Raw genomic sequence first — 20,649 nt, 5'->3', positions numbered from 1 at the left:
GTTACATCACGATGGGCATCGGTCAGATCGCTTGAGCAACGCACTGAGGACGCGCTGTCCATATAAACCGACGCCAAGACCCGACACGATGAGAACGACTGCAACGATTTTGTTAAGTGACAGGGTCTCATTGAAAATCATGACTGAACCGAGCAGGCCGAATACCGGCACCAACAATGACAATGGCGCGACGGTAGACACGGGATATCGTTTCATAAGTGAGTTCCACACCCAGTAGCCGAACAGTGTATTGGGGTATACCTGGAACAGGATCGACAGGACGGCGCGGTAGTCGAGTTGACTCACCAATGCGCTGTACCCCGTCGAGCCGTTAACAGCGTAATCAAGCGCGAAAAGAGGGATGGGCGAAAACGCGCTCGACCACACCAGGAAAGCGAAGACCTGCGTGGTCCTGGCTTTTTTGTTGATCACGTTGGCCGCACTCCAGGCGACCGCTCCCAGCAACACCAGGATCAGCCCGGCCATCGTTACTGTCCCATCAACGATGGAGACGATGCTCAACAAACCACACAGAGCGAGACCCATGCCCGCGTACTGAAAGCGGGAAATGCTTTCCTTGAATACCCATGAACCCAGCAGGATGGTGAAAAACGCGCTGAACTGAAGCACCAGCGAAGCGATGCCTGCGGAGAGACCAGACTTGATGCCAAGGTTAACGACGCCCCAAAGTCCGATACCGAAGACCAGGCCGTAACCAATGATGTAGCGCCACTGCACATCAGGTTTCGGAATGAAAAAGATCGCCGGGAGTGCGCATAGCGTGAAGCGAATGCCGGCAAGAATGAATGGGTCAACGGTGGTGAGCCCCAGTTTGATAACCGAGAAATTCACGCCCCAAATGGCAGTAATCGAGATGGCGAGTAGTAGGTGCCTGGCTTTCATGCTGATCTTCCTTGATTGGTCGTTGAAAAATGAAACGTGAGAAACCACAGAACCAAGGCAGTAGCGCTGATCAAGGCGCCCAGCAGGCTTACTGCTATCCAGCCCCAAAGCGCATAAACCTGGGTCGCGGCTGCGGCCCCCAGCGCACTCCCGACCGAGTAGAAGCACATGTATGCGCCGACCATGCGACTTTGGGCGTCGGGTCGTGCAGCAAAAATGAGGCTCTGGTTGGTGACGTGTACTGCTTGCACCGCGAAGTCGAGCAAGACCACTCCGCAGACCAGCGCGATCAAGGACGTCTCGGCAAAAGTGATGGGCAACCAGGAAAGCGTCAGGAGCCCCAGCGAAATGCCGGTAACTCGTTGTCCCAAACCTTGATCGGCCCAGCGACCGGCTCTTCTGGCAGCAAGGGCACCGGCGACGCCGGCCAATCCAAACATGCCGATGGCAGTGTGTGAAAGCGACAGCGGCGGGGCGCTCAACGGCAGCACCATGGAGGTCCACAGCACGGAAAAAGCGGCAAAGATCAGTAAGGCCAGAAGGCCCCTGGCGCGTAAAGTGCGTTCGGTGATAAACAGTTTGAAGACCGACTTTATGAGCGCCAGGTAGGAGTCTTGGCGCCTTGGAGGCGCCGTGACAGGAACCACTCTCCACAGCACCGCCGCGATGGTCAGCATCAATCCTGAGGAAACGAAATAAACGGCGCGCCAGCCCGCGATGTCCGCAATCAGCCCAGAGGTAAACCGCGCCAGAAGAATGCCCAGGACAATTCCGCTGGTTACGGTTCCCACTGCCTGCCCCCGTTGTGATGGCGTTGCCAGCACGGCGGCATATGCCACAAGCACCTGAACAACCACTGCCAGTAAGCCCATCACGATCATGGCACCCAACAGGGCCAGCCATTGCTGTGCTGCGCCGACCGCCGCGAGTGCAACCGCAGACAGCAGTACCTGAGTCAGAATCAGCCGTTTACGGTTTACCAAATCGCCCAGTGGAACGATGAACAGCAACCCCAACGCGTATCCAACCTGAGTGGCCGTCACCACGACCCCGATTAATCCTGAGGCGACGCCCAGGCTCTCAGCCATTGAGGCGAGCAAGGGTTGGGCAAAGTAAACATTGGCTACTGCAAGTGCGCAGGTGACAGAAAACAATAACGTGAGCGACGGGGAAAGCCCCGGAGACCGGTCGGTCCTGCTGCTTTCTCCGGTATCCGAATGCAGCAATCCCGGAGGCTGCCCGGAGAACCGTTTGGTGGCTGAGTCGGCATCTGCTGTCATGTACACCTCCATGGCGTTAAACTGGTTTCAATTAAGAACTAGATTCAATTGTTGTCGAATCAGGTTTTAAATTGCAACCACATTGCGCCAGTCTGGTGGACATACTTGGCAAATCCACATTCCGGAAGGTCAAAAAAGATGGTCGAAGACGCTTCACCGCAACGCAGCGAATGCCCGGTAGCAAGGACACTGGAGGCAATTGGGGATCGATGGTCGCTCATGATCATCCGCGACGCTTTTGATGACATTCGCCGGTTCAGCGAATTTCAAAAGAGCTTGGGCGTGGCCAAAAATATTCTGGCATCGCGACTGAAAACGTTGGTCGAGGTCGGGGTATTCGACGTTCGACCGGCGTCAGATGGAAGCGCCTACAAGGAGTACGTCCTTACGGACAAAGGACGGGAGATCTTTCCGGTTGTGGTCAGTATGAGGCAGTGGGGTGAACGGTTCCTGTTCGAGCCGCAGGAGACGCGTTCTGTGCTGATAGACAACGAGTCCGGCCAGCCGCTGATGCCGATTGATGTTCGCTCATCAAGCGGTCAAAAACTTGGACCGTCTGACTGCCACAGAGTGAGACTTGTTGACGGCGAGTCGTGAACCGAACGGGTGGGATGGTAAAAAAACAGACTGGTTGCGGTGGCCTGCGGATTCCACGCCATCCGCAGTGCCCGTTGCAGCGGGAACTTCAAGGTACTGGCCAAGGTCAACAGGGGCCCTGTATCGGCGATGCCGAGCAGCGCTGGTGGCCTGTTTTACGGCAGTGCCGTCCTAGATCAGCCGAGTCCGCCCCCTGATGCCAACCAAGAGTTTTCTGCCGGGTCTCCTCCTGGCGTTCTGCGCCGTCGCGTCGCTTTGCTCGGTTGCTGCCGAGCGTAGAGCGCCCTCGCAAAGTAACAGCGCATCAACCACGCTAATCGAAACCGCCTCGCGGCAGTATGAAAATGGCCAGCTGGACCAAGCCGCTGCCACGCTGGAGCGTGCCCTGCATATCCAGCCGAACAATCCCGCAACGCTGCATTACCTTGGTGTGTTGCGTCTTCAGCAGGGGCAGTACCAGCAGGCTGAAACGTTGGCGGCGCGCTCGAACATGCGGGTGGGTCGCAATGTCGAGTTACGCAACCGCAACTTCCAATTGATCCAGGCGGCGCAGCAGGCCAAGGCTTCGAGTACCTCACCCAACGCCAAAGAGGACCAGGTCGCAGTACAGAAGGGGCTCGAAGAGGAGGCCAAAAGGCGCCGCGAAGCAGAAATGGCCGCTGCTGAACAACCCAACGCTGGCAACTTCGCTAGCGCAAAGGCAGAGACCGTATCGGAATCGCCGACGGCTGGCAGGCCACGGTCCGAAGGAGAGTTGCCAGTGGCTTCCGTAGAGCCAGTGCCCGCGCACGATGAGATTGAGATTCCCCGCGGCCATTGGCCGCCTCCGGGCATCAGCCCGCACCCGGCAAATGCAAGAAGCTGCGATATCGGGTTCCGTCAGGAGCCTACCTGGTGCGCGGTTGAGTTTCTGAGTGTCCTTCTGGCCGGTTAAGTCGCAGGTGTTGCAGGCGGATAATCCCGTGGCTTTGCACTAGCGACGATAGTAGCGGCGATCGTCCTCGTAGCGGTTCCGCATGGCCCGATCGTGGTGGCGCTCCCAATCACGATGGCGTTCAGCTTCTCGGCGGGCTTGCTCTCTATGCCACTGATCTCTACGCCAGTCGTCTCGGCGCCAATCGTCTCTACGATTGTGCGAACGGCCGTCACGCCAGTATCGGTCGTCATGGGCAAGCAACGGCCCTGGCTGCTTGTCGGCCATACTGGCTAAGGTCGGCCTAGGGTTGCCGGCGGCCTGGACAGGAGCCTGAACGGCTGTGACTTCAGTTGCGAAAACAGGGGTTGAGGTCTTCATCTGTGTTGCTGATGCCGAGCCCACTGCCGCGAACGCGAACAGGCCGAAGAGCATCATCCGTGGGTCATGGAATTTCATGAGCGAAGACAACCTCTGATTGACAATTGGACGTGTGGCCATCTGGGTGCGAGAAGCCTGCGGGTTCGCGCTTACCGAGCGGATGTGCCTATCCACATAGACAGACAAATAAGGAAAAGTTCTAGGGAGCCGCTGCTTAAATAGCCAACGGACTCAGTGTTTGGCCCCTTTGAAGTTTGCTATCTCGATGTCCGCTTCTGGGCCGATAGCGGACACCCAAACGGCAGAGGAGAGTGAGCAAAATCGCGCCTCCCGCTCTTTCGCCAAGCCTGAGCAGGTAGCAATCGGAGAAAATTGGCGCCGAAAGGAGTAGCACCGGTGCTAACGTCTAACCGACTTACCCGTACATGTATAAAAGGCCGTCGATCAGTTCCAGTTCCTGTTGCGTGAATTGCACGTTGTTAAATCGCCTAATGTCTTCGAGCACGCCTCTGATGGGAACTTGCCGCGATGGATCCTGAACGATTTCGATCAGACGTTCGTAATCGAGATCTCTTCCCTTGAGGTATTTTTCGATTAGTTCTTTGAGTGATAAACGAGCCTGCTGGTCTGTTAGCACTTTTCATTTCTCCGGCAAAATAGTGACTTCATCCACCGTAATGACAGAGGGATTGCCCGGTTTTGGGATGAGTTGTTGCGAGCCACCCGTTCCGTATTCCGGGTGCGCTTTGGTGTTTGCGATCACTCACTATAGGTCGTGTGGCGTGCGAAACAGGCCGGAACTGTCTGGGCTCAACGTCCATACTCAACGTAGGGGCCCAAGTAGAAACCTTGCGTATCCCAGTTGATTCGATAAATCACTTCTTTCCCTGGCTTGATGTTGGCCGCGACAGTTTTGATCGCGACACCAGCACATAGTCCAGACTCGGCGAGCCCGGTGCCGAGGTTCACTTCACCTGCAGGCAAAACGAAAGATGCCTTCTGACCGGGACCTATCTTGGCTGCGCGCTGACCATCAATGTAGAACACGACGTCACATCCCGAACCGACAAACCCGTCATCACGGAGAATGGTCAGGCGTCCCGGATCTTTCGTACCCTGGCTTTTGAACGCGTACATCTCATTGGCCGGCACTGGCCGCGCTTCAGAAACCCGCATAGGTGATGTTGAGCAACCGCCCAAGGCCAGCAAGAGCGCCCCCGTTGCGATAATCCTTCGCATAATTTTTCCCTCCTGAAAAAGGGCGAATGTATCAGAGTGTCATACTGCTTTGCTTCATAAAGCCATTCGCCAAAACACCATCGCCAAGTACTACCAAGAGTGTCTGCTTTTAGCCGAAAGCTGCCTCTGACTATCATGCTTGAGTGGGTCGCCTGTATCTCATAAATACGGGGCATCTGTGTCTATCGAAAGTAGTACTGGATGGGTACGGTCCACAGACACTCCTTCATTGATGAGGCAACGATGGATCTTACGGCTGTTCCCTTTGGTACGACCGATTGGTCGTAAGCGTCCGCCGAAGTCACCTTGCATGACTCAGGCAGATACCCACTGATGCGGCAGCAGTTGGTCGATCTCACTCGCCCGCTGCGTCGGCAGCCGCGTCAGCACATCTTTGAGATAGGCATACGGATCGTGCCCATTCATACGTGCCGACTGGATCAAACTCATAATCGCCGCTGCCCGTTTGCCGCTGCGAAGCGATCCAGCAAACAACCAGTTCGAGCGTCCAAGTGCCCACGGCCTGATCTGGTTTTCGACTGGATTGTTGTCTATGGGCACCGCCCCATCGACCAGGTAGCGCGTCAGCGCTACCCAGCGTTTAAGGCTGTAATCCAAGGCTTTGGCCGTTGCTGATCCATTGGGCACAAGATCGCGCTGGGCCAACATCCAGTCGTGCAGTGCTTTGGCCAGCGGCGCCGCTTTTTCTTGCCGTATTCGACAGCGATCTCCATCACTCATGTCTCGCACTTGCCGCTCAACTTCGTACAAACCGCCAATCGAGTGCAGCGCCTGTTCTGCCAACTGACTTTTATTCGCGACATGCAGATCGAAAAACTTGCGGCGGGCGTGAGCCATGCAGCCGATTTCGATCATGCCTTTCTCAAACCCAGCTTTGTAACCAGCAAAGTCGTCGCACACCAGCTTGCCATTCCACGCGCCGAGGAAGTTACGCGCATGCTCACCGGCGCGGCTCGGGCTGAAGTCATAAACCACTGCCTTAAGCGCCGAAAACGGCGTGGTGCAGTAAGCCCAGACATAAGCGCGGTGAGTTTTCTTCTCTCCGGGCGCAAGCATCTGCACCGGCGTCTCATCGGCGTGGACAACTTGCTGCGCCAGGACGGCTTCTCGCAAGGCATCAACTAATGGCTGAAGCTGTACACCTGTTTGTCCAACCCATTGAGCTAGTGTGGAGCGCGGGATCGCTAAACCAGCGCGCCCGAAGATTTTCTCCTGCCGATACAGCGGCAAGTGGTCAGCGAACTTCGCCACCAACACATGCGCGATCAGGCCCGCAGTTGGGATGCCCTTGTCGATCACTTGGGCCGGTACCGGTGCCTGGATCAGTGTTTCGCACTGACGGCAGGCCCACTTCCCACGCACATGCTGTTCAACAGTGAACACGCCCGGCGTGTAATCGAGCTTCTCGCTGATGTCCTCGCCGATGCGCTGGAGTTGGCAGCCGCAAGTGCACTGAGTGCTTTCTGGTTCGTGATGAATGACGGTGCGTGGAAACTGCGGCGGCAGTGGCGCGCGCTTTGGTTTTTGGCGCGCCTCTTCTGGAGCAGGAGCCGGAAGCAGTGCCGTCAGCTCGGCGTCGATAGCCTCAAGGTCGGTGTTGAGCAGATCGTCGAGCAAGCTGCCTTGTTCAGGACTGATCTGCTCGCTGCGTTTGGCAAACCGGTGCCGCTTGAGGATCGCGATCTCGTGGGTCAGCTGTTCGATGATGGTTTGATCGCGGTGGATCTTTCTGCCCATGGTGTCGACCTTCGACATCAACTGCGCAGCGAGGGCGCGCAGTTGGTCGGGGGTCATTTGGTCGAGGTTGGGCAAGGAAGTCATGCCGTGGATTTTACCAAAGCAGACCGCCTACGGCAGTAGGCCAAGAAGCAAAATTAAAACTTTTAAAGCAGTGTAATTACGCCGCCAACGCCAACACGTTGCCAAGGTAGACCGAGCACCAACGCCCGAAGTTGCTCGGCATCCAGCTCCATCTCGCAACCTTGGCGAATGCCTGGCCAGTGGAATTTGCCTTGGTTCAACCGCCGTGCCGCCAGCCAAACACCAATTCCGTCATGAACCAGGACTTTCATTCGGTTAGCCCTGCGATTGGCAAACAGATAAGCACAGTGCGGCTTCGCCGCACCGAATACTGCGATCACTCTGGCCAGCGCAGTCTCGGTACCCGCGCGCATATCCATGGGCTCGGTGGCGAGCCAGATGGCGTCTATGCGGATCACTTGGCAAGCTCTCGAATAAATCGAGCGCACCCATCAGGATCGGAAACTGGCCACTTCACTGCGATGGCTTGTTCGCCAACGGGTATCTCGATGATCGCCGATGCCTCCGACGGCCGCTTAGGCGGAGCCTTCAACGGGACAAACGCAGGCAACGCGGCAACTGAGGTATGCCGGTAAAGCGGCAGCCATTTACGAATGACGTTGGCGTTGATGCCGTGAGCGATGGCAACGCTTGAAACGGTGGCCCCGGGCTGAAGGCATTCCTGAACGACCTGGGCTTTGAACGGTTTGGGATAAGAGCTTCGTTGGCGCATGGAAATCCTGGCGATTAAGGGTGATCGCGTCCGCTTAAAAATACGCGGACACCATCGCCCTTAATGCTGGAGTTTTGAAGGTGACATGGCCGGACGCTTACGATTGGTCGACTGTCGAACCTGTTCAGTATGTTGGACAGACGGGTACCGCCTATTGGCGTACCTGCCAGTTTGGTTCAACGCGTGTGCGGATGGTTGAATACAGTCCCGGATATCTGGCCGATCACTGGTGCTGGAGAGGTCATATCCTGTTGTGTCTGGAAGGCGAGTTGCACACGGAGCTGGAGGATGGTCGTCTGTTCACGCTCACCGCCGGGATGAGCTATCAGGTGGGCAGCAACGCTGAGGGGCATCGATCTTTCAGCACCACCGGTGCCAAGTTGTTCGTCGTGGATTAACGCTGGGACTACGCTAAAGCCATGCGGATCGTCGATCAATGGTGACCCACTGTTCGCGCTACGTCCGTCCCTGGAGCGTCCAATGCCGCCCATCACCACGCGCCTGGTGGCGCTGTTTGTTCTTTGCCTGACTCTTGAAGTGCCAGCCCAGACCAGCGTCTGCCCAGCTGGCGAGACACAAGTGTGCCTGGACGGCTGCATCTGCCTGCCAGTACCTGATGGCATCTACCAGATCGCGACACCGGCCCTGGCGATGTGGCTGACCCAGGCCCGCGCTGACGCAGCCAGCGCCGGCATCCAACCCATTCCACCGCACATCCGGGAACAACTGCTGCGCTGGTACGACCCCGGCGTCCTCGATACCGCGCGCTACAAAGTGAGCGACAACGGCCAATTCAACGCCGCCACTGCCATGCTGCAAAACCCCGATGTCGGTGCCGTGACGCTGATCGACATCATCCTCTTCCGGGACGCTCAAACCGCAGAACAGGACATCGCGCTCTGGGCGCACGAATTAAAGCATGTGCAGCAGTATCAGGAATGGGGGGTAGAAGGATTTGCCCAGCGGTATACACAGGATTTCAATGCTGTGGAGGCGCCGGCTTATGCCATACAGGCTGAGGTCAGGCGGTTGGTGCGGGAAGGGAATTACTGAAGAGTAGCGAACCCCGCGGCTCGGCCACCAACAGCAATGACTGCGGCACAGGGCTTTGCGGGTGCTGCGGTTCCTGCAGGACGGCCAGCTGAAAACCGGCCATGTCCAGCGCATTGAGCCAACTGGACAAGGAGCGGAAATACCACGGCATGGGTTGCCATTGCCCCTTGAATCCATTGAAGGTCTCTTCCCGCCAGCCATCCTGATAGTCGCCCGCCGCCGCGGTCCACGGATGCAGCGTCTGGATCACCAGCGCGCCGCCAGGGGCGAGCAGGGCGTTCATGGCGGCGAGCAGAGGGATGATGTCCTGGTGCAGCAGGGCGAAGTTGGCGCAGATCAGGCCGTAGTCGCGGCCGATGTCCACCTTCGCCTCCACCAACGCTTCATAGCTCGCCAAATGTACCGCCGAAGAGCCCGCCGCCCGCGCCGCCTCGACTAGCGTCGCATCGCCATCCACACCGACCGCCTTGATGCCCCGTTCAGCCAGCGCACGCAACAGCCAGCCCTCGCCGCAGCCCAGGTCGAGCACGCGCTCGGGCTGGCGGCTCAGCACCGCCAGCAGGATTGCCTGGTCGGTGACCTTGAGGCGGCTTTCGATGGCGCCGGTGCGGATGGCTTCGATCCAGGATTGGGCGTTGTGGTGCCAGCTGTCGAGGAGGGTGGATTCGGGGGCGGGCATTTCGGTGACCGGCGTTGTTGGTTGGATAAAAGGGTAGGACAAGTGCGGGAGGATCGAAAAATCCTTACCAGCCTTTCACTCCGCTCATATCGGGCAGCTTGTGAGCGATGCCCTTATGGCAGTCGATGCAGGTGGCCTCACCGTTGGCCAATGAAGTCGAGTGCATGGCCGAAGCGCGCTTGCTCTGGCGGGTAAAATCCATGAACTCGAAGTTGTGGCAATTACGGCATTCGCGAGAGTCGTTGGCCTTAAGCCTTGCCCACTCATGTTCGGCCAGTTCGCGACGCAGCATGAGGAATTTGTCGCGTGTATCAATGGTGCCGAAAATCTTGCCCCATACCTCTTTTGAAGCCTGCATCTTGCGCGCGATCTTGTGGGTCCATTCGTGGGGCACGTGGCAGTCCGGGCAACTGGCGCGCACGCCGGATCGGTTGGTGTAGTGGATCGTGTCCTTCAGCTCGACGAAAACGTTGTCACGCATCTCATGACAGGAGATGCAGAATTTTTCGGTATTGCTCAGCTCCAGCGCGGTGTTGAAGCCACCCCAGAAAATGATCCCGGCGATAAAGCCCCCCAGTGTCAGAAAGCCCAGGCTGTAGTAGAGGCTCGGACGACGCAGAATGCCCCAGTAATCCTTAAGCAGGGCGAACAGTGCTTTCATGTTGCCTCCTCAGGGTTTCTGCGCGGCATTGGCGTCGTCTTGCAATATTTTGTCGATCGTTTCGAAGCTGTTGCCCACCAAAGGCAGCACTTCTGTTTGCGGCACGTGGCATTGGTTACAGAAGTACCGGCGCGGTGACACCGCCGCCAACGCTTGGCCGTCGCGGTCCATGTAGTGGGTGATGCTGATCATCGTTGCCTGGGTCCGCGCGCTGTTGGCACGGCTGTGACAGGACAGGCACTTGTTGCCGTTTTGGTCGATCTGATAACCGCGAATGGTATGGGGGATGGTGGGAGGCTGGTCCGGGTAATTGCGTTCGCGCTTCAGGTCCTTGTTTTCTTCATTGGCAATGGGCGGGGCCGGCATGCTCTGGGTCAAGGTGCCACCGGGCCGGCGCCCATCCGGCCCGGGTGCATCGAGGGGGTAATTGACTTCTGCAGCCATCACCACGCCAATCGCAGCGAGCAGGAGCAACGGCAGGGTTCGCAAAGGCATGACGGTTCTCCTCAGGCCACGCTGATCAACTCAATTCGTATCGCGCATTTTTTGTAGTCGGTCTGCTTGGAGATCGGGTCGGTGGCATCGAGCGTGACTTTGTTGATCAGCTTGTTGGCATCGAAAAACGGTACGAAAACCAGTCCTGGCGGAGGCTTGTTACGCCCGCGGGTCTCGATGCGTGCACGGATTTCACCGCGGCGGCTGATCAACTTCACTTCACTGCCACGCCGCGCCTTCAAGGCCTTGGCATCTTCGGGGTGCATGTAGACCAACGCGTCCGGCACCGCTTTGTACAGTTCCTCGACGCGTTGGGTCATGGTGCCGGTGTGCCAGTGTTCGAGGACGCGTCCGGTGCTCAGCCAGAACGGGTAATCGGCATCCGGGGCTTCGGCTGGCGGCTCGTAGGGGAGGGCGAAGATAATCGCCTTCTTGTCCGGGTAACCGTAGAACTGCACCTCGCTGCCTTTCTCCACGTAGGGGTCGAGCCCCTCGCGGTAACGCCAGCGGGTTTCCTTGCCGTCCACCACCGGCCAGCGCAGTCCTCGTTCGCTGTGATAGCGGTCGAACGTGGCAAGGTCATGCCCGTGGCCGCGACCGAACTGGGCGTACTCCTCGAACAAACCTTTTTGCAGGTAGAAGCCAAACGCTTTGGCTTCATCATTTTTGTATCCGGCTTCCATTTGCTCGACCGGGAACTGGTCAACCTGGCCGTTCTTGTAAAGCACTTCAAACAGGGTTTTGCCCTTGTGCTCAGGAGACTTGGCCAGTAACTCGGCGGGCCAGGTTTCATCGGTGGTGAAGCGCTTGGAAAACTCCAGCAACTGCCACAGGTCCGACTTGGCGTCCCCCGGTGCGGTCACCAATTGATGCCAGAATTGCGTACGCCGCTCGGCGTTGCCGAAGGCACCTTCCTTTTCCACCCACATGGCGCTGGGCAGAATCAGGTCAGCGGCTTGCGCGGAAACGGTGGGGTAGACATCCGAGACAATCACGAAATTATCCGGGTTGCGCCAGCCCGGCAGGACTTCCTGCATGATGTTCGGCCCGGCGTGCATGTTGTTGCTGGCCTGGGTCCAGTAAACGTTGAGCACGCCGTCCTTGAGCATGCGACTCTGTTCTACCGCGTGAAAACCAGGCTTCTCCTGAATGGTGCCGGCGGGCAGCTTCCAGATTTTTTCGGCGATGGCGCGGTGCTTGGGATTGGTCACCACCAGGTCGGCGGGCAAGCGGTGAGAGAAGGTCCCGACTTCGCGCGCCGTACCACAGGCCGACGGCTGGCCGGTTAGTGAGAAAGGGCTGTTGCCCGGCTCGCTGATTTTTCCGGTGAGCAGATGGATGTTGTAGATCAGGTTGTTGGCCCAGACGCCGCGAGTGTGCTGGTTGAAACCCATGGTCCAGAACGACACGACTTTGCGCTTGGGGTCGGCATACAACTCGGCCAGGCTCTTGAGCCGTTCGACCGGAACGCCTGTCTCCTTGGCGGTTCGCTCCAGCGTGTAAGGTTTGACGAACGCTGCGTATTGTTCGAAGGAAATGTCGGTCCAGGTGTTGGCCTTGGCGGCATTTTTTGCCTTCATTTCCAGTGGATCGTCGGGGCGCAGGCCGTATCCGATGTCGTCGGCACCTTGGGCAAATCGGGTGTGTTTAGTAATGAAATCCTGGTTCACCGCGCCGCTTTCAATGATGTGGTTGGCAATGTAGTTAAGGATCATCAGGTCGGTTTGCGGCTTGAACACCATGGGGATGTCGGCCAGCTCGAAACTGCGATGTTCGAAGGTCGACAGCACGGCCACTTTCACGTGAGGCTGGCTCAGGCGGCGGTCGGTGACCCGGCTCCAGAGCACCGGGTGCATCTCGGCCATGTTCGAGCCCCAGAGCACAAAAGCGTCGGTGGCTTCGATGTCGTCGTAGCACCCCATCGGCTCATCCATGCCAAAGGTGCGCATGAAACCCATCACCGCCGAGGCCATGCAATGGCGGGCGTTGGGGTCGATGTTATTGCTGCGAAAGCCTGCCTTCATCAGCTTGTTGGCGGCATAGCCTTCCCACACGGTCCATTGCCCGGAGCCGAACATGCCGACCGACCCGGGACCTTTGCTTTTCAAGGCTTCCTTGAACTTCAGTTCCATGATGTCGAAGGCCTTCTCCCAGCTGATCGGCTGGAATTCGCCTTGCTTGTCGTACTGGCCATTCGTCATGCGCAAAAGCGGTTGGGTCAGGCGATCAACGCCATACATGATCTTCGAAAGGAAATAGCCCTTCACGCAGTTCAGTCCGCGGTTGACCTCTGCCTTGACGTCGCCGTGGGTGGCGACCACGCGGTTGTCCTTGGTCGCGACCATCACGCTGCACCCGGTGCCGCAGAAACGGCAGGGCGCCTTGTTCCAGTCCAGGGTGACCATGTCCGCTTCGGTCACCAGGTTGCTGGCGTCGGTAACAATCGGCAGGCCAGCAGCGGCGGCTGCAATGGCGGCGGCCTGGGCTTTGACGAATTCGCGGCGCGTCATGCTCATTCGATATCTCCTTCGGGTTCGAGGAGTTCGTGATAGATCAACGCCGCGTTGAGTACGCCGGGCAAGTTGTTGATCTGTTCGATGCGTTGAAGGATCTGACTTTCGTGTACGGCCTCAAGGACCACCACCAGTTTTCCCGCCGCACTTTCCTGATGCAGTTCCAGGCCGTCCAACAGGCGCAAGTTAGCTTTAACGGCATCGAACAATTCAGGCCTGGCAAGTACGACAAGACTGGCAATATGCAATGCTTCGTCCATGCGCTGGCTCCAATAGGCTTTCAGAAAGGCTATTAGTTAGTTGGGTGGTCCCGGTGGGCCGTACAGCATCTGGAAAAACCAGACGATAAAACCGTAACCGCCGACGATAGCGACCGACAGCAGCGGGAAGAGGCAGACGACAAGAAAGAGAAACAGCCGGGTTTCCTTGCGGCGCTGAGGTTTTCGTTCTTCAGCCAATGACATGAGTAATCTCCTGGCGAACGTGCAGTCAGACTAGATCACGAAGTTTTCGCAGGTTTTCTGGCAGGGGTTTTACAGACCGACGGTTGTTAACCCGTGCTCCGGTGTCGCAACGGGTTATAACGCTTTAAATCATTACTTCATTTAGTTACCAAGGTGCAGACATCCCTGCTTTCAAATCGACCGTTGATTCACACGCTGACTCAGTTCTTCCGCTGATTCCTTGCGTTCGGAGTAGCGGTCAACCAGATCCGGGCGCTCGCGCAGCAGCAACGTGAACTTCACCAGTTCTTCCATGACGTCGACCACCCGGTCATACAGCGAGGACGGTTTCATGCGGTTGCCTTCGTCAAACTCCAGATATGCCTTCGGTACGGAAGATTGATTAGGGATCGTGAACATCCGCATCCAGCGTCCCAGCACGCGAAGCTGATTCACCACGTTAAAGGATTGTGAACCGCCGCTGACCTGCATGACGGCGAGCGTTTTCCCTTGGGTCGGGCGAACGGCGCCCAGGGCCAGCGGCACCCAGTCAATCTGGGCCTTGAATACGGCAGACATGGCGCCGTGGCGCTCGGGTGAACACCAGACCTGTCCTTCAGACCATTGCATCAGCTCAAGCAATTCCTGAACTTTCGGGTGATCGCTGGGTGCGTCATCCGGTAGCGGTAGTCCCGATGGATTGAAAATTCGCGTCTGTGCACCGAAGCGTTCGAGCAGACGGGCTGCTTCTTCGACCAGCAGCCGACTGAATGACCGTGCGCGGGTCGACCCGTACAGCAACAGGATTCGTGGCTTGTGTCGGCCGTCGTCACTGGCAATGGTCTGAATCAATGACGCGTCGAGATTAGGCAGTGGTTCGGTCATGGGAGGCTCCGGTTACAGCGTGCTGATGCGGTCGAGTTCGCGCTTCAGTGCATCGCGATCAAGTTGGGCGAAGGGCAGGGCGAGGAACGCCCGGCAGCGCGTTTCGATGCGTGCCAGGGTCGAGTGAAATGCAGCGGCGACGACGGTCTCATCACCCTTCACCTCTGATGGATCTTCCAGTCCCCAGTGGGCCTTAAGGGCCGGTCCGAAGTAGACCGGGCAGGCCTCACCGGCGGCCTTGTCGCAGACGGTGATGACAATGTCCGGCGGGTTGGCCTCGAAGGCGTCGTTGCCCTTGCTGCTTAACCCGTCGATCGCAATCCCGGCCTCTTGCAACGTGGTCAGGCTGCGCGGCAGAACCTGTCCTTTGGGGAAGCTGCCGGCGCTGATCGCCTGGAAGCCTTGCGGTGCGAGATGATTGAACATCGCTTCGGACAGAATGCTGCGACAGCTATTGGCGGTACACATGAACAGAACGCGCATGGCGACTCCTCTTTCCAGACGGGCAGGTGCTAAACGCCCAGGCGCAAGGCCAGGGCAGATAAGGTGATGAACAGAATCGGCAGCGTCAGAACGACACCCACCCTGAAGTAGTAACCCCAGGTGATGCGGATGCCCTTGCGCTCCAGAACGTGCAGCCAGAGCAGTGTTGCCAGGCTACCGATAGGCGTGATTTTCGGGCCCAGATCAGAGCCGATGACATTGGCGTAGATCATGGCCTCACGCACCACGCCGGTGGCGTCACTGGCCTGGATCGACAGCGCACCCACCAACACCGTCGGCATGTTGTTCATGCCGGATGACAGCAACGCCGTGAGAAATCCAGTACCCAACGCGGCGCCCCAGATGCCGAATTCGGCAAAGTAGTTCAGGGCTACCGTCAGATAGGTTGTCAGGCCAGCGTTTTTCAGCCCATAAACCACCAGGTACATGCCCAGCGAAAAGGTCACGACCTGCCATGGCGCTTCACGCAACACACGTCGGGTTGAAATCACATGCCCACGCGCCGCAACGGCGAACAGCATCGCGGCGCAGACCGCCGCAATGACACTGATCGGAATGCCCAGTGGCTCCAGCGCAAACAGCCCAATCAGCAACAAACCCAGAACAATCCAGCCGACGCGAAACGTCAGCGGGTCTCGCACGGCACGTCGTGGATCTTGTAGATCATCCAGTGAATAACGTTCGGGTATGTCACGACGGAAAAACCAATACAGCACCCCGAGAGTGGAGCCCACGGCAACGAAATTGACCGGGACCATGACCGAAGCGTACTCGCTGAAACCCAGGCCGAAGTAATCGGCTGAAACGATATTGACGAGATTCGACACCACCAGGGGCAGGCTGGCGGTGTCGGCAATAAAGCCCGCCGCCATGACAAACGCCAGGGTAGACGCGGGCGAAAAGCGTAATGCGAGCAGTATTGAGATTACGATGGGGGTCAGTATCAGTGCCGCACCGTCATTGGCAAACAGGGCGGAAACGGCTGCGCCCAGTAGCACCGTGAATGCGAACAGGCGACGACCATCGCCCTTGGCCCAGCGTGCCACATGCAGGGCGGCCCACTGAAAGAAGCCTGCCTCATCAAGCAACAAACTAATGATGATGACCGCGATAAACGTAGCGGTGGCGTTCCAGACAATGCCCCACACCAGTGGAATATCGTCCAGCGTCACGACGCCTGCAATCAGTGCAAGAGCAGCCCCCAAGGAGGCGCTCCAGCCGACACCCAATCCCTTGGGCTGCCAGATGACCAACACAATGGTGACGAGAAAAATGGCGAACGCAGTAAACATGAGCAGTCTCGACGGGTGATGGGTCAGCAGCAGGCGGCAGTGTTGATAGGGCGGTCGCCCATTGCTTTGAGTCGAGTGCTGTTTGCCTCAAGCCAGTCGGCGTTGGCTTCCAGTGTGGTCTCAAGAATGGTGCGGACCCACTTTGGCAGTTCGGGGTTGAGCCGGTAATACACCCACTGACCCTGACGGCGGTCTAGAAGCAGGCCACATGCCCGGAGCTGCGCGAGGTGGCGGGAGATTTTCGGCTGACTGTCGTTCAGGGCGCAGACCAACTCGCAGACGCATAACTCTCCCTCACGGGTGATCAGCAAGGTGGCCCGCGTGCGAGTTTCGTCGGACAGGCATTTGAATACGGCGGCAGGGTTCAGCATGGAGGCGTCTTCAATACATGTGGTTATCCGAATATACGGTTATTCATATGTATTGAGCAAACCAAATCAGATCGACGTCAGGAAGACCGAACGGCCCGATTCACTGTCGCTCTATTAATTTTTGCACTCCGCCAACACCACTTTGCAGGTATTGGGTGTGCCACCGGATCGGCCGGCATAGCGTATGCAATTATCCAGGGATTTTTTGCGAGCCATATTCAAGGTGGAGCCCCAAGCCAGGCCGCCCTCGCCGGCAGTGGGCAGTGCTTTTGCATAGCAGCTGTAGCCTATGCTTGAGGCCGTATAGCGAGCTGTCGCAGCTTTGCCTGCACATCCCGCTGCCAGCGCGAGGTTGATGGCGAGCAGGGAGGGCAGGATCCATGACGAGCACTGGCGCGCTGTTTTTCCGGTCATCCCATTTCCCCTGTATCAATCGGCTAGAGGCATGTTTGTGGTCGTACTCTATTCAGATTAGACGGTGTTGCGCCTGCCCTTGGGTCTGTTTAGCGGAATAGCGCATTTGGGCGAACTTTAGGGTTGGCTCTCCCGAAACAACACCGCTCGCTGGACGCCATAACCGTCCCTATGGCATCGTCGAAAAAATACGCCATGTAGTAAACAGGATAAAAACAATGGAGGAGGGTGATGAGGTCGGCGCCAAGGCGTCGATGGCCACGCTGACAGCGTTCAATCGTTGCGTGTTGCGCCTGGGGCGGCTTGCTCGTGACCGCGGGGCATCCCAATTCATCGCCGACGGCTTGCAGGCCTTCCGCCAACTGGTGCCCTTCGCTTCGGCATGGTGGGGCGAGATGTCGACGTCAGACGCCAGTACACCCCCTCAAAGCTGGATGCACGGGCGGATCAATCTGCCCGAGTCGTTTGCCGTCGAATGGCACAAAGTGGCGGTCAGCGACAGATTTTCCCAGGAGACCTTAAGTCAACCCGGGGAAGTTGTGCGCGACAGTGGGTTCACCGACCCCTGTGAGGAGGTGAACGATTTCGCACGGCGTCACGATCTCTACCACCTGATGTGCATCACGTTCGAGCTCCCTGAAAGCGGCTTGATGTTCTTCGTCTGTCTCTACCGTGGCCTTCATGCACCGGCTTTCAATGACAGCGAGGCCGGGTTGTTCTCGGCGTTCTGCGACCATCTGTTGCAGTTGTGGCGGTTTCAGGTGCAGGACATGATTCGCTGCGACACGGGCAACGGGGCGAGTGACTTCGGGGTCGCCCGGATGGATGGCAGTCTGCTGTATGTGGGCGCAAGTCTGGGCGCCGCCATTCAGCGCGAGTTGCCCGGGTGGAGCGGTTCAATGCTTCCCTTCGATGTCATCTCACAACTGCAAAAGGCGCCCTGCGTAATTCGCCTGGGTCGCACTGCAATGACGCTTAGCCCCAACGCCGAGCACGTCATTCTGTCACTCGAAACACAGTCGCGCGGGGCAGTGCTGGCACCACGCGAGCGCACGGCGGCGATGCTGTTCGCCGCCGGCCATTCCTATAAGGAAATCGCCAAAATCCTTTCACTGAGTCCAGCCACAGTGCGCACCTATCTGCGCAACTGCTACTTGCAGCTCGGCGTGAAGAGCAAAGTGGAGCTGGGTTCTGTCCTGCGTTCGCCGACTTCGCTTGCGGAAACTGCACGTCGTAATTAAGCGCAGCGCCTTAAGCCATAACGCAGTCCTTGTAGCAGCTGGCGAAGCCTGCGTTCGGTTCGGGCCGCGTTCGGACGCAGCAGTCGTAAACCCTGAGTGCGCGGTGAGTCTGGTGCACCGCATAGTCTGACTTCACGACTGCTACGTCCGAACGCGGCCCGAACCGAACGCAGCCTTCGGCAGCTGCTACAAAGTATGCGTTGCTGCTCAACTGACTGGTATTTGCCTTACCCCTCCTCATTTGTGGAGGTCCATCCGACCGCCGCGCTCTATAGGGTATGCCCTGCATATCAGGGGCTTGCGACCGTCCGTTCGGGCCACTTCAAAAACTATAAAAACAGAGGTGAGGCAGTTGAAATTTTCCAGGCTATTTATCGCCGTTGCCGCGACAACGGCATTTTCCTGCGTGGCGCTGGTGGGGTGTCAGACACACGCTTCGACAGGCGCCGACATGGTCATGCGCAACGGCTATGTCTACACCGTCGACGGCAAGAATTCCGTGCAGCAGGCGATCGCGGTCACGGGTGGGAAGATCGTTTATGTCGGCAGCGATGCAGGGGTTTCCTCTTACATCGGCACGCAGACACAGCTGATCGATCTGGCGGGTCGCATGGTGATGCCGGGCTTCATTGATGCGCACATGCATCCGGGGGACGGAGGCCGCGCCATGACCTTGTGCGACCTGAAATACCAGACGATGACCCGCAAGGTTTTCCAGGAAACCATTCAGGCGTGCCTGGATGCCGACAAGGACAAAGGCCCCGATGTCTGGCTCGAAGTGGGCAGCTGGGACCGTATTGGCATGACCGGACTCGACGGCGACCCCGACAAATCGACACTGGACGCGCTCAAGACCAACCGTCCAATTCAAGTCCGTTCCACCGACTTTCATACAGTGCTGACCAACTCTCGTGGCCTGGCGGTCGCCGGCATCAACAAGCACACGGCCAATCCCGGTGATGGCAAGTACATGCGCGACAGCGCCGGCAACCCGAACGGCATCTGCGAAGACGGAGCCGCCGAAGCCATGGCCGCCGTGGTGCCGCCCGCCACCGACGCAGAGAAACTCAATCAGACCCGCGCGGCGCTCGACGCCATGCGCCAGCAAGGTATCACCAGTTTCTTCGATGCCTTGTCGGGGCCGGAAAACGGCAAAGCGTTTACCACCCTGCAGCAGTCGGGTGAGCTGACCGCCCGGGCCTTGCTGGCGATCAAACTCGACCCAGCGGCTGCCACGGCAGACCCAGCGAAGACCATCGCCGAAGCCAAGGCGCTGGCTGATACCTACGACCAGGGCGACGCAAAAGTAGCGCCGGGCGTGAGCATGCGCCACGTCAAATTGTTCATGGATGGGATCATCAACGCGCCGGCGGACACGGGTGCCATGTTGACGCCGTACCTGCGCAATGCCGGCACCGATACAGCGCCGAAGTGGACACCCGGCAAGAACACCGGTGAGCTGTACTTCCCGCCGCAAGTGCTTAATCCGCTGTTGCTGAAGGCCATTCAGGCCGGCCTCGATCCGCACCTTCACGCCACCGGAGACCGCGCGGTGCGCGATTCACTGAACGCCATCGAATATGTGCGCCAGCAACTGCCCGGCAATGGCTTCCGCCCGGCCATTACTCACAACGAGTCGGTGGACCCTGCCGACTATGCGCGCTTCAAGGCGCTAGACGTGACCGCCAACATGTCCTTCCAGTGGGCCCAGCAGGCACCGTCTACGGTTGACGGCACCAACGAGCATTTGGGGGCGGCGCGATTTGCCCGCATGGAACCCTCCGGCAGCATCGCTCGTGCCGGCGGCCGTGTGGCGTATGGCAGCGACTGGCCTGTCGACCCGCTCGACGAGTTCCTGGCGCTGAAGATCGGTGTCACCCGCTCAGGTGATCCGCTGAACCCGCACAGCTACGGTCCCAAGTATGCGGGCAGGCTGAATTCCGACCCGGCGCTGTCGCGCACTGAAGTGCTGCGCACCATCACCATGAATGCCGCCGAGCAGCTGAAACTGGACGCTGTTGTCGGTTCGGTCGAGGTGGGTAAGTTCGCGGACCTGATCGTTCTGGACAAGAACTTCATGCAGGTCCCCGAGGAGGAGTTGGCTCGAAATAACGTGCTGCTGACGGTCGTGGGCGGCCAGGTCGTGTGGGCCAAGGCGCCATTCGTTGGCCTTGATCCGAAGGCATTGTCCCAGGCATCAGCCGCCCGCCCAGCCCAATAAAAACAAGAGA

The 20,649-nt window shown here is 58.2% G+C and carries 23 protein-coding genes and 1 pseudogene; 6 read left to right on the top strand and 18 right to left on the bottom strand.

What is annotated here, in order from left to right; translation table 11 throughout:
* Window positions 1-6: 6 nt before the first annotated feature.
* On the bottom strand, window positions 7-903 hold the full coding sequence (locus QFX16_RS18485) for an EamA family transporter (RefSeq protein WP_283180833.1): 897 nt from the start codon (window positions 901-903) through the stop codon (window positions 7-9).
* On the bottom strand, window positions 900-2,183 hold the full coding sequence (locus QFX16_RS18480; protein ID WP_283180832.1) for an MFS transporter: 1,284 nt from the start codon (window positions 2,181-2,183) through the stop codon (window positions 900-902). The genes QFX16_RS18485 and QFX16_RS18480 overlap by 4 nt, the downstream gene beginning before the upstream one ends.
* Window positions 2,184-2,321: 138 nt before the next feature.
* Between QFX16_RS18480 and QFX16_RS18475 the strand changes: the two genes are divergently transcribed.
* The gene (locus tag QFX16_RS18475) at window positions 2,322-2,780 is read left to right on the top strand and encodes a winged helix-turn-helix transcriptional regulator (RefSeq protein WP_283180831.1); all 459 of its coding nucleotides are present in this window, start codon (window positions 2,322-2,324) and stop codon (window positions 2,778-2,780) included.
* Window positions 2,781-2,976: 196 nt separating this feature from the next.
* Window positions 2,977-3,686 (top strand): annotated as a pseudogene (locus QFX16_RS18470) (tetratricopeptide repeat protein).
* A 67-nt stretch (window positions 3,687-3,753) separates the two neighbouring features.
* Here QFX16_RS18470 and QFX16_RS18465 read toward each other — a convergent pair.
* The 5 genes from QFX16_RS18465 to tnpA form a co-directional block, all read right to left on the bottom strand.
* Entirely contained in the window at window positions 3,754-4,152 is a 399-nt protein-coding gene (locus tag QFX16_RS18465; protein WP_283180830.1) for a hypothetical protein, read from the bottom strand.
* Between the two features lie 732 nt (window positions 4,153-4,884).
* The gene (locus QFX16_RS18460) at window positions 4,885-5,313 is read right to left on the bottom strand and encodes a hypothetical protein (RefSeq protein ID WP_283180829.1); all 429 of its coding nucleotides are present in this window, start codon (window positions 5,311-5,313) and stop codon (window positions 4,885-4,887) included.
* Window positions 5,314-5,628: 315 nt separating this feature from the next.
* Complete coding sequence (gene tnpC, locus QFX16_RS18455) at window positions 5,629-7,155, bottom strand: IS66 family transposase (protein ID WP_010465918.1); 1,527 nt, start codon at window positions 7,153-7,155, stop codon at window positions 5,629-5,631.
* Window positions 7,156-7,217: 62 nt separating this feature from the next.
* The gene (tnpB, locus tag QFX16_RS18450; protein WP_010465920.1) at window positions 7,218-7,553 is read right to left on the bottom strand and encodes an IS66 family insertion sequence element accessory protein TnpB; all 336 of its coding nucleotides are present in this window, start codon (window positions 7,551-7,553) and stop codon (window positions 7,218-7,220) included.
* A complete protein-coding gene (gene tnpA / locus QFX16_RS18445; protein WP_010465922.1) occupies window positions 7,550-7,867 on the bottom strand; it encodes an IS66-like element accessory protein TnpA in 318 nt (105 codons plus the stop codon). Before tnpA ends, tnpB begins: the two co-directional genes overlap by 4 nt.
* A gap of 74 nt (window positions 7,868-7,941) precedes the next feature.
* Between tnpA and QFX16_RS18440 the strand changes: the two genes are divergently transcribed.
* Both QFX16_RS18440 and QFX16_RS18435 read left to right on the top strand, forming a co-directional pair.
* On the top strand, window positions 7,942-8,265 hold the full coding sequence (locus QFX16_RS18440) for a DHCW motif cupin fold protein (protein ID WP_283180828.1): 324 nt from the start codon (window positions 7,942-7,944) through the stop codon (window positions 8,263-8,265).
* An 82-nt stretch (window positions 8,266-8,347) separates the two neighbouring features.
* Entirely contained in the window at window positions 8,348-8,920 is a 573-nt protein-coding gene (locus QFX16_RS18435; protein WP_283180827.1) for an eCIS core domain-containing protein, read from the top strand.
* On the opposite strand, the gene QFX16_RS18430 is transcribed toward QFX16_RS18435, so the two are convergent.
* From QFX16_RS18430 to QFX16_RS18380, 11 genes are all read right to left on the bottom strand, one after another.
* Complete coding sequence (locus tag QFX16_RS18430) at window positions 8,889-9,599, bottom strand: class I SAM-dependent methyltransferase (protein ID WP_283180826.1); 711 nt, start codon at window positions 9,597-9,599, stop codon at window positions 8,889-8,891. The genes QFX16_RS18435 and QFX16_RS18430 overlap by 32 nt on opposite strands.
* Window positions 9,600-9,663: 64 nt before the next feature.
* On the bottom strand, window positions 9,664-10,260 hold the full coding sequence (locus QFX16_RS18425) for a cytochrome c3 family protein (protein ID WP_223430525.1): 597 nt from the start codon (window positions 10,258-10,260) through the stop codon (window positions 9,664-9,666).
* Window positions 10,261-10,269: 9 nt separating this feature from the next.
* On the bottom strand, window positions 10,270-10,755 hold the full coding sequence (locus tag QFX16_RS18420) for a nitrate reductase cytochrome c-type subunit (RefSeq protein WP_283180825.1): 486 nt from the start codon (window positions 10,753-10,755) through the stop codon (window positions 10,270-10,272).
* A gap of 11 nt (window positions 10,756-10,766) precedes the next feature.
* Entirely contained in the window at window positions 10,767-13,271 is a 2,505-nt protein-coding gene (gene napA / locus QFX16_RS18415; RefSeq protein ID WP_283180824.1) for a nitrate reductase catalytic subunit NapA, read from the bottom strand.
* Entirely contained in the window at window positions 13,268-13,528 is a 261-nt protein-coding gene (locus tag QFX16_RS18410) for a chaperone NapD (protein WP_033059994.1), read from the bottom strand. The genes napA and QFX16_RS18410 overlap by 4 nt, the downstream gene beginning before the upstream one ends.
* 36 nt (window positions 13,529-13,564) lie before the next feature.
* Window positions 13,565-13,732, bottom strand: a complete 168-nt coding sequence (gene napE, locus QFX16_RS18405; protein ID WP_033059995.1) for a periplasmic nitrate reductase, NapE protein — start codon at window positions 13,730-13,732, stop codon at window positions 13,565-13,567.
* Between the two features lie 171 nt (window positions 13,733-13,903).
* Window positions 13,904-14,596, bottom strand: a complete 693-nt coding sequence (arsH, locus tag QFX16_RS18400; protein WP_283180823.1) for an arsenical resistance protein ArsH — start codon at window positions 14,594-14,596, stop codon at window positions 13,904-13,906.
* 12 nt (window positions 14,597-14,608) lie between these two features.
* The gene (locus tag QFX16_RS18395) at window positions 14,609-15,079 is read right to left on the bottom strand and encodes an arsenate reductase ArsC (RefSeq protein ID WP_008154752.1); all 471 of its coding nucleotides are present in this window, start codon (window positions 15,077-15,079) and stop codon (window positions 14,609-14,611) included.
* 29 nt (window positions 15,080-15,108) lie between these two features.
* Window positions 15,109-16,392: an arsenic transporter gene (locus QFX16_RS18390; protein ID WP_283180822.1), complete on the bottom strand. Its 1,284-nt coding sequence runs from the start codon at window positions 16,390-16,392 to the stop codon at window positions 15,109-15,111.
* 23 nt (window positions 16,393-16,415) lie between these two features.
* A complete protein-coding gene (locus tag QFX16_RS18385; protein ID WP_283180821.1) occupies window positions 16,416-16,763 on the bottom strand; it encodes a metalloregulator ArsR/SmtB family transcription factor in 348 nt (115 codons plus the stop codon).
* A gap of 114 nt (window positions 16,764-16,877) precedes the next feature.
* Complete coding sequence (locus QFX16_RS18380) at window positions 16,878-17,177, bottom strand: hypothetical protein (RefSeq protein WP_283180820.1); 300 nt, start codon at window positions 17,175-17,177, stop codon at window positions 16,878-16,880.
* A 218-nt stretch (window positions 17,178-17,395) separates the two neighbouring features.
* Here QFX16_RS18380 and QFX16_RS18375 point away from each other — a divergent pair, with 218 nt between their 5' ends.
* Window positions 17,396-18,418 (top strand): helix-turn-helix transcriptional regulator, encoded by a 1,023-nt coding sequence (locus QFX16_RS18375; protein ID WP_283180819.1) that lies wholly within the window; start codon window positions 17,396-17,398, stop codon window positions 18,416-18,418.
* 352 nt (window positions 18,419-18,770) lie between these two features.
* Entirely contained in the window at window positions 18,771-20,639 is a 1,869-nt protein-coding gene (locus QFX16_RS18370; RefSeq protein WP_283180818.1) for an amidohydrolase, read from the top strand.
* Window positions 20,640-20,649: the final 10 nt, after the last annotated feature.

It is taken from the genome of Pseudomonas svalbardensis (assembly GCF_030053115.1).
Classification (GTDB): domain Bacteria; phylum Pseudomonadota; class Gammaproteobacteria; order Pseudomonadales; family Pseudomonadaceae; genus Aquipseudomonas; species Aquipseudomonas svalbardensis.
Note: the sequence above shows the minus strand (reverse complement) of the source record. Positions and strands in the feature narration are given on the sequence as shown.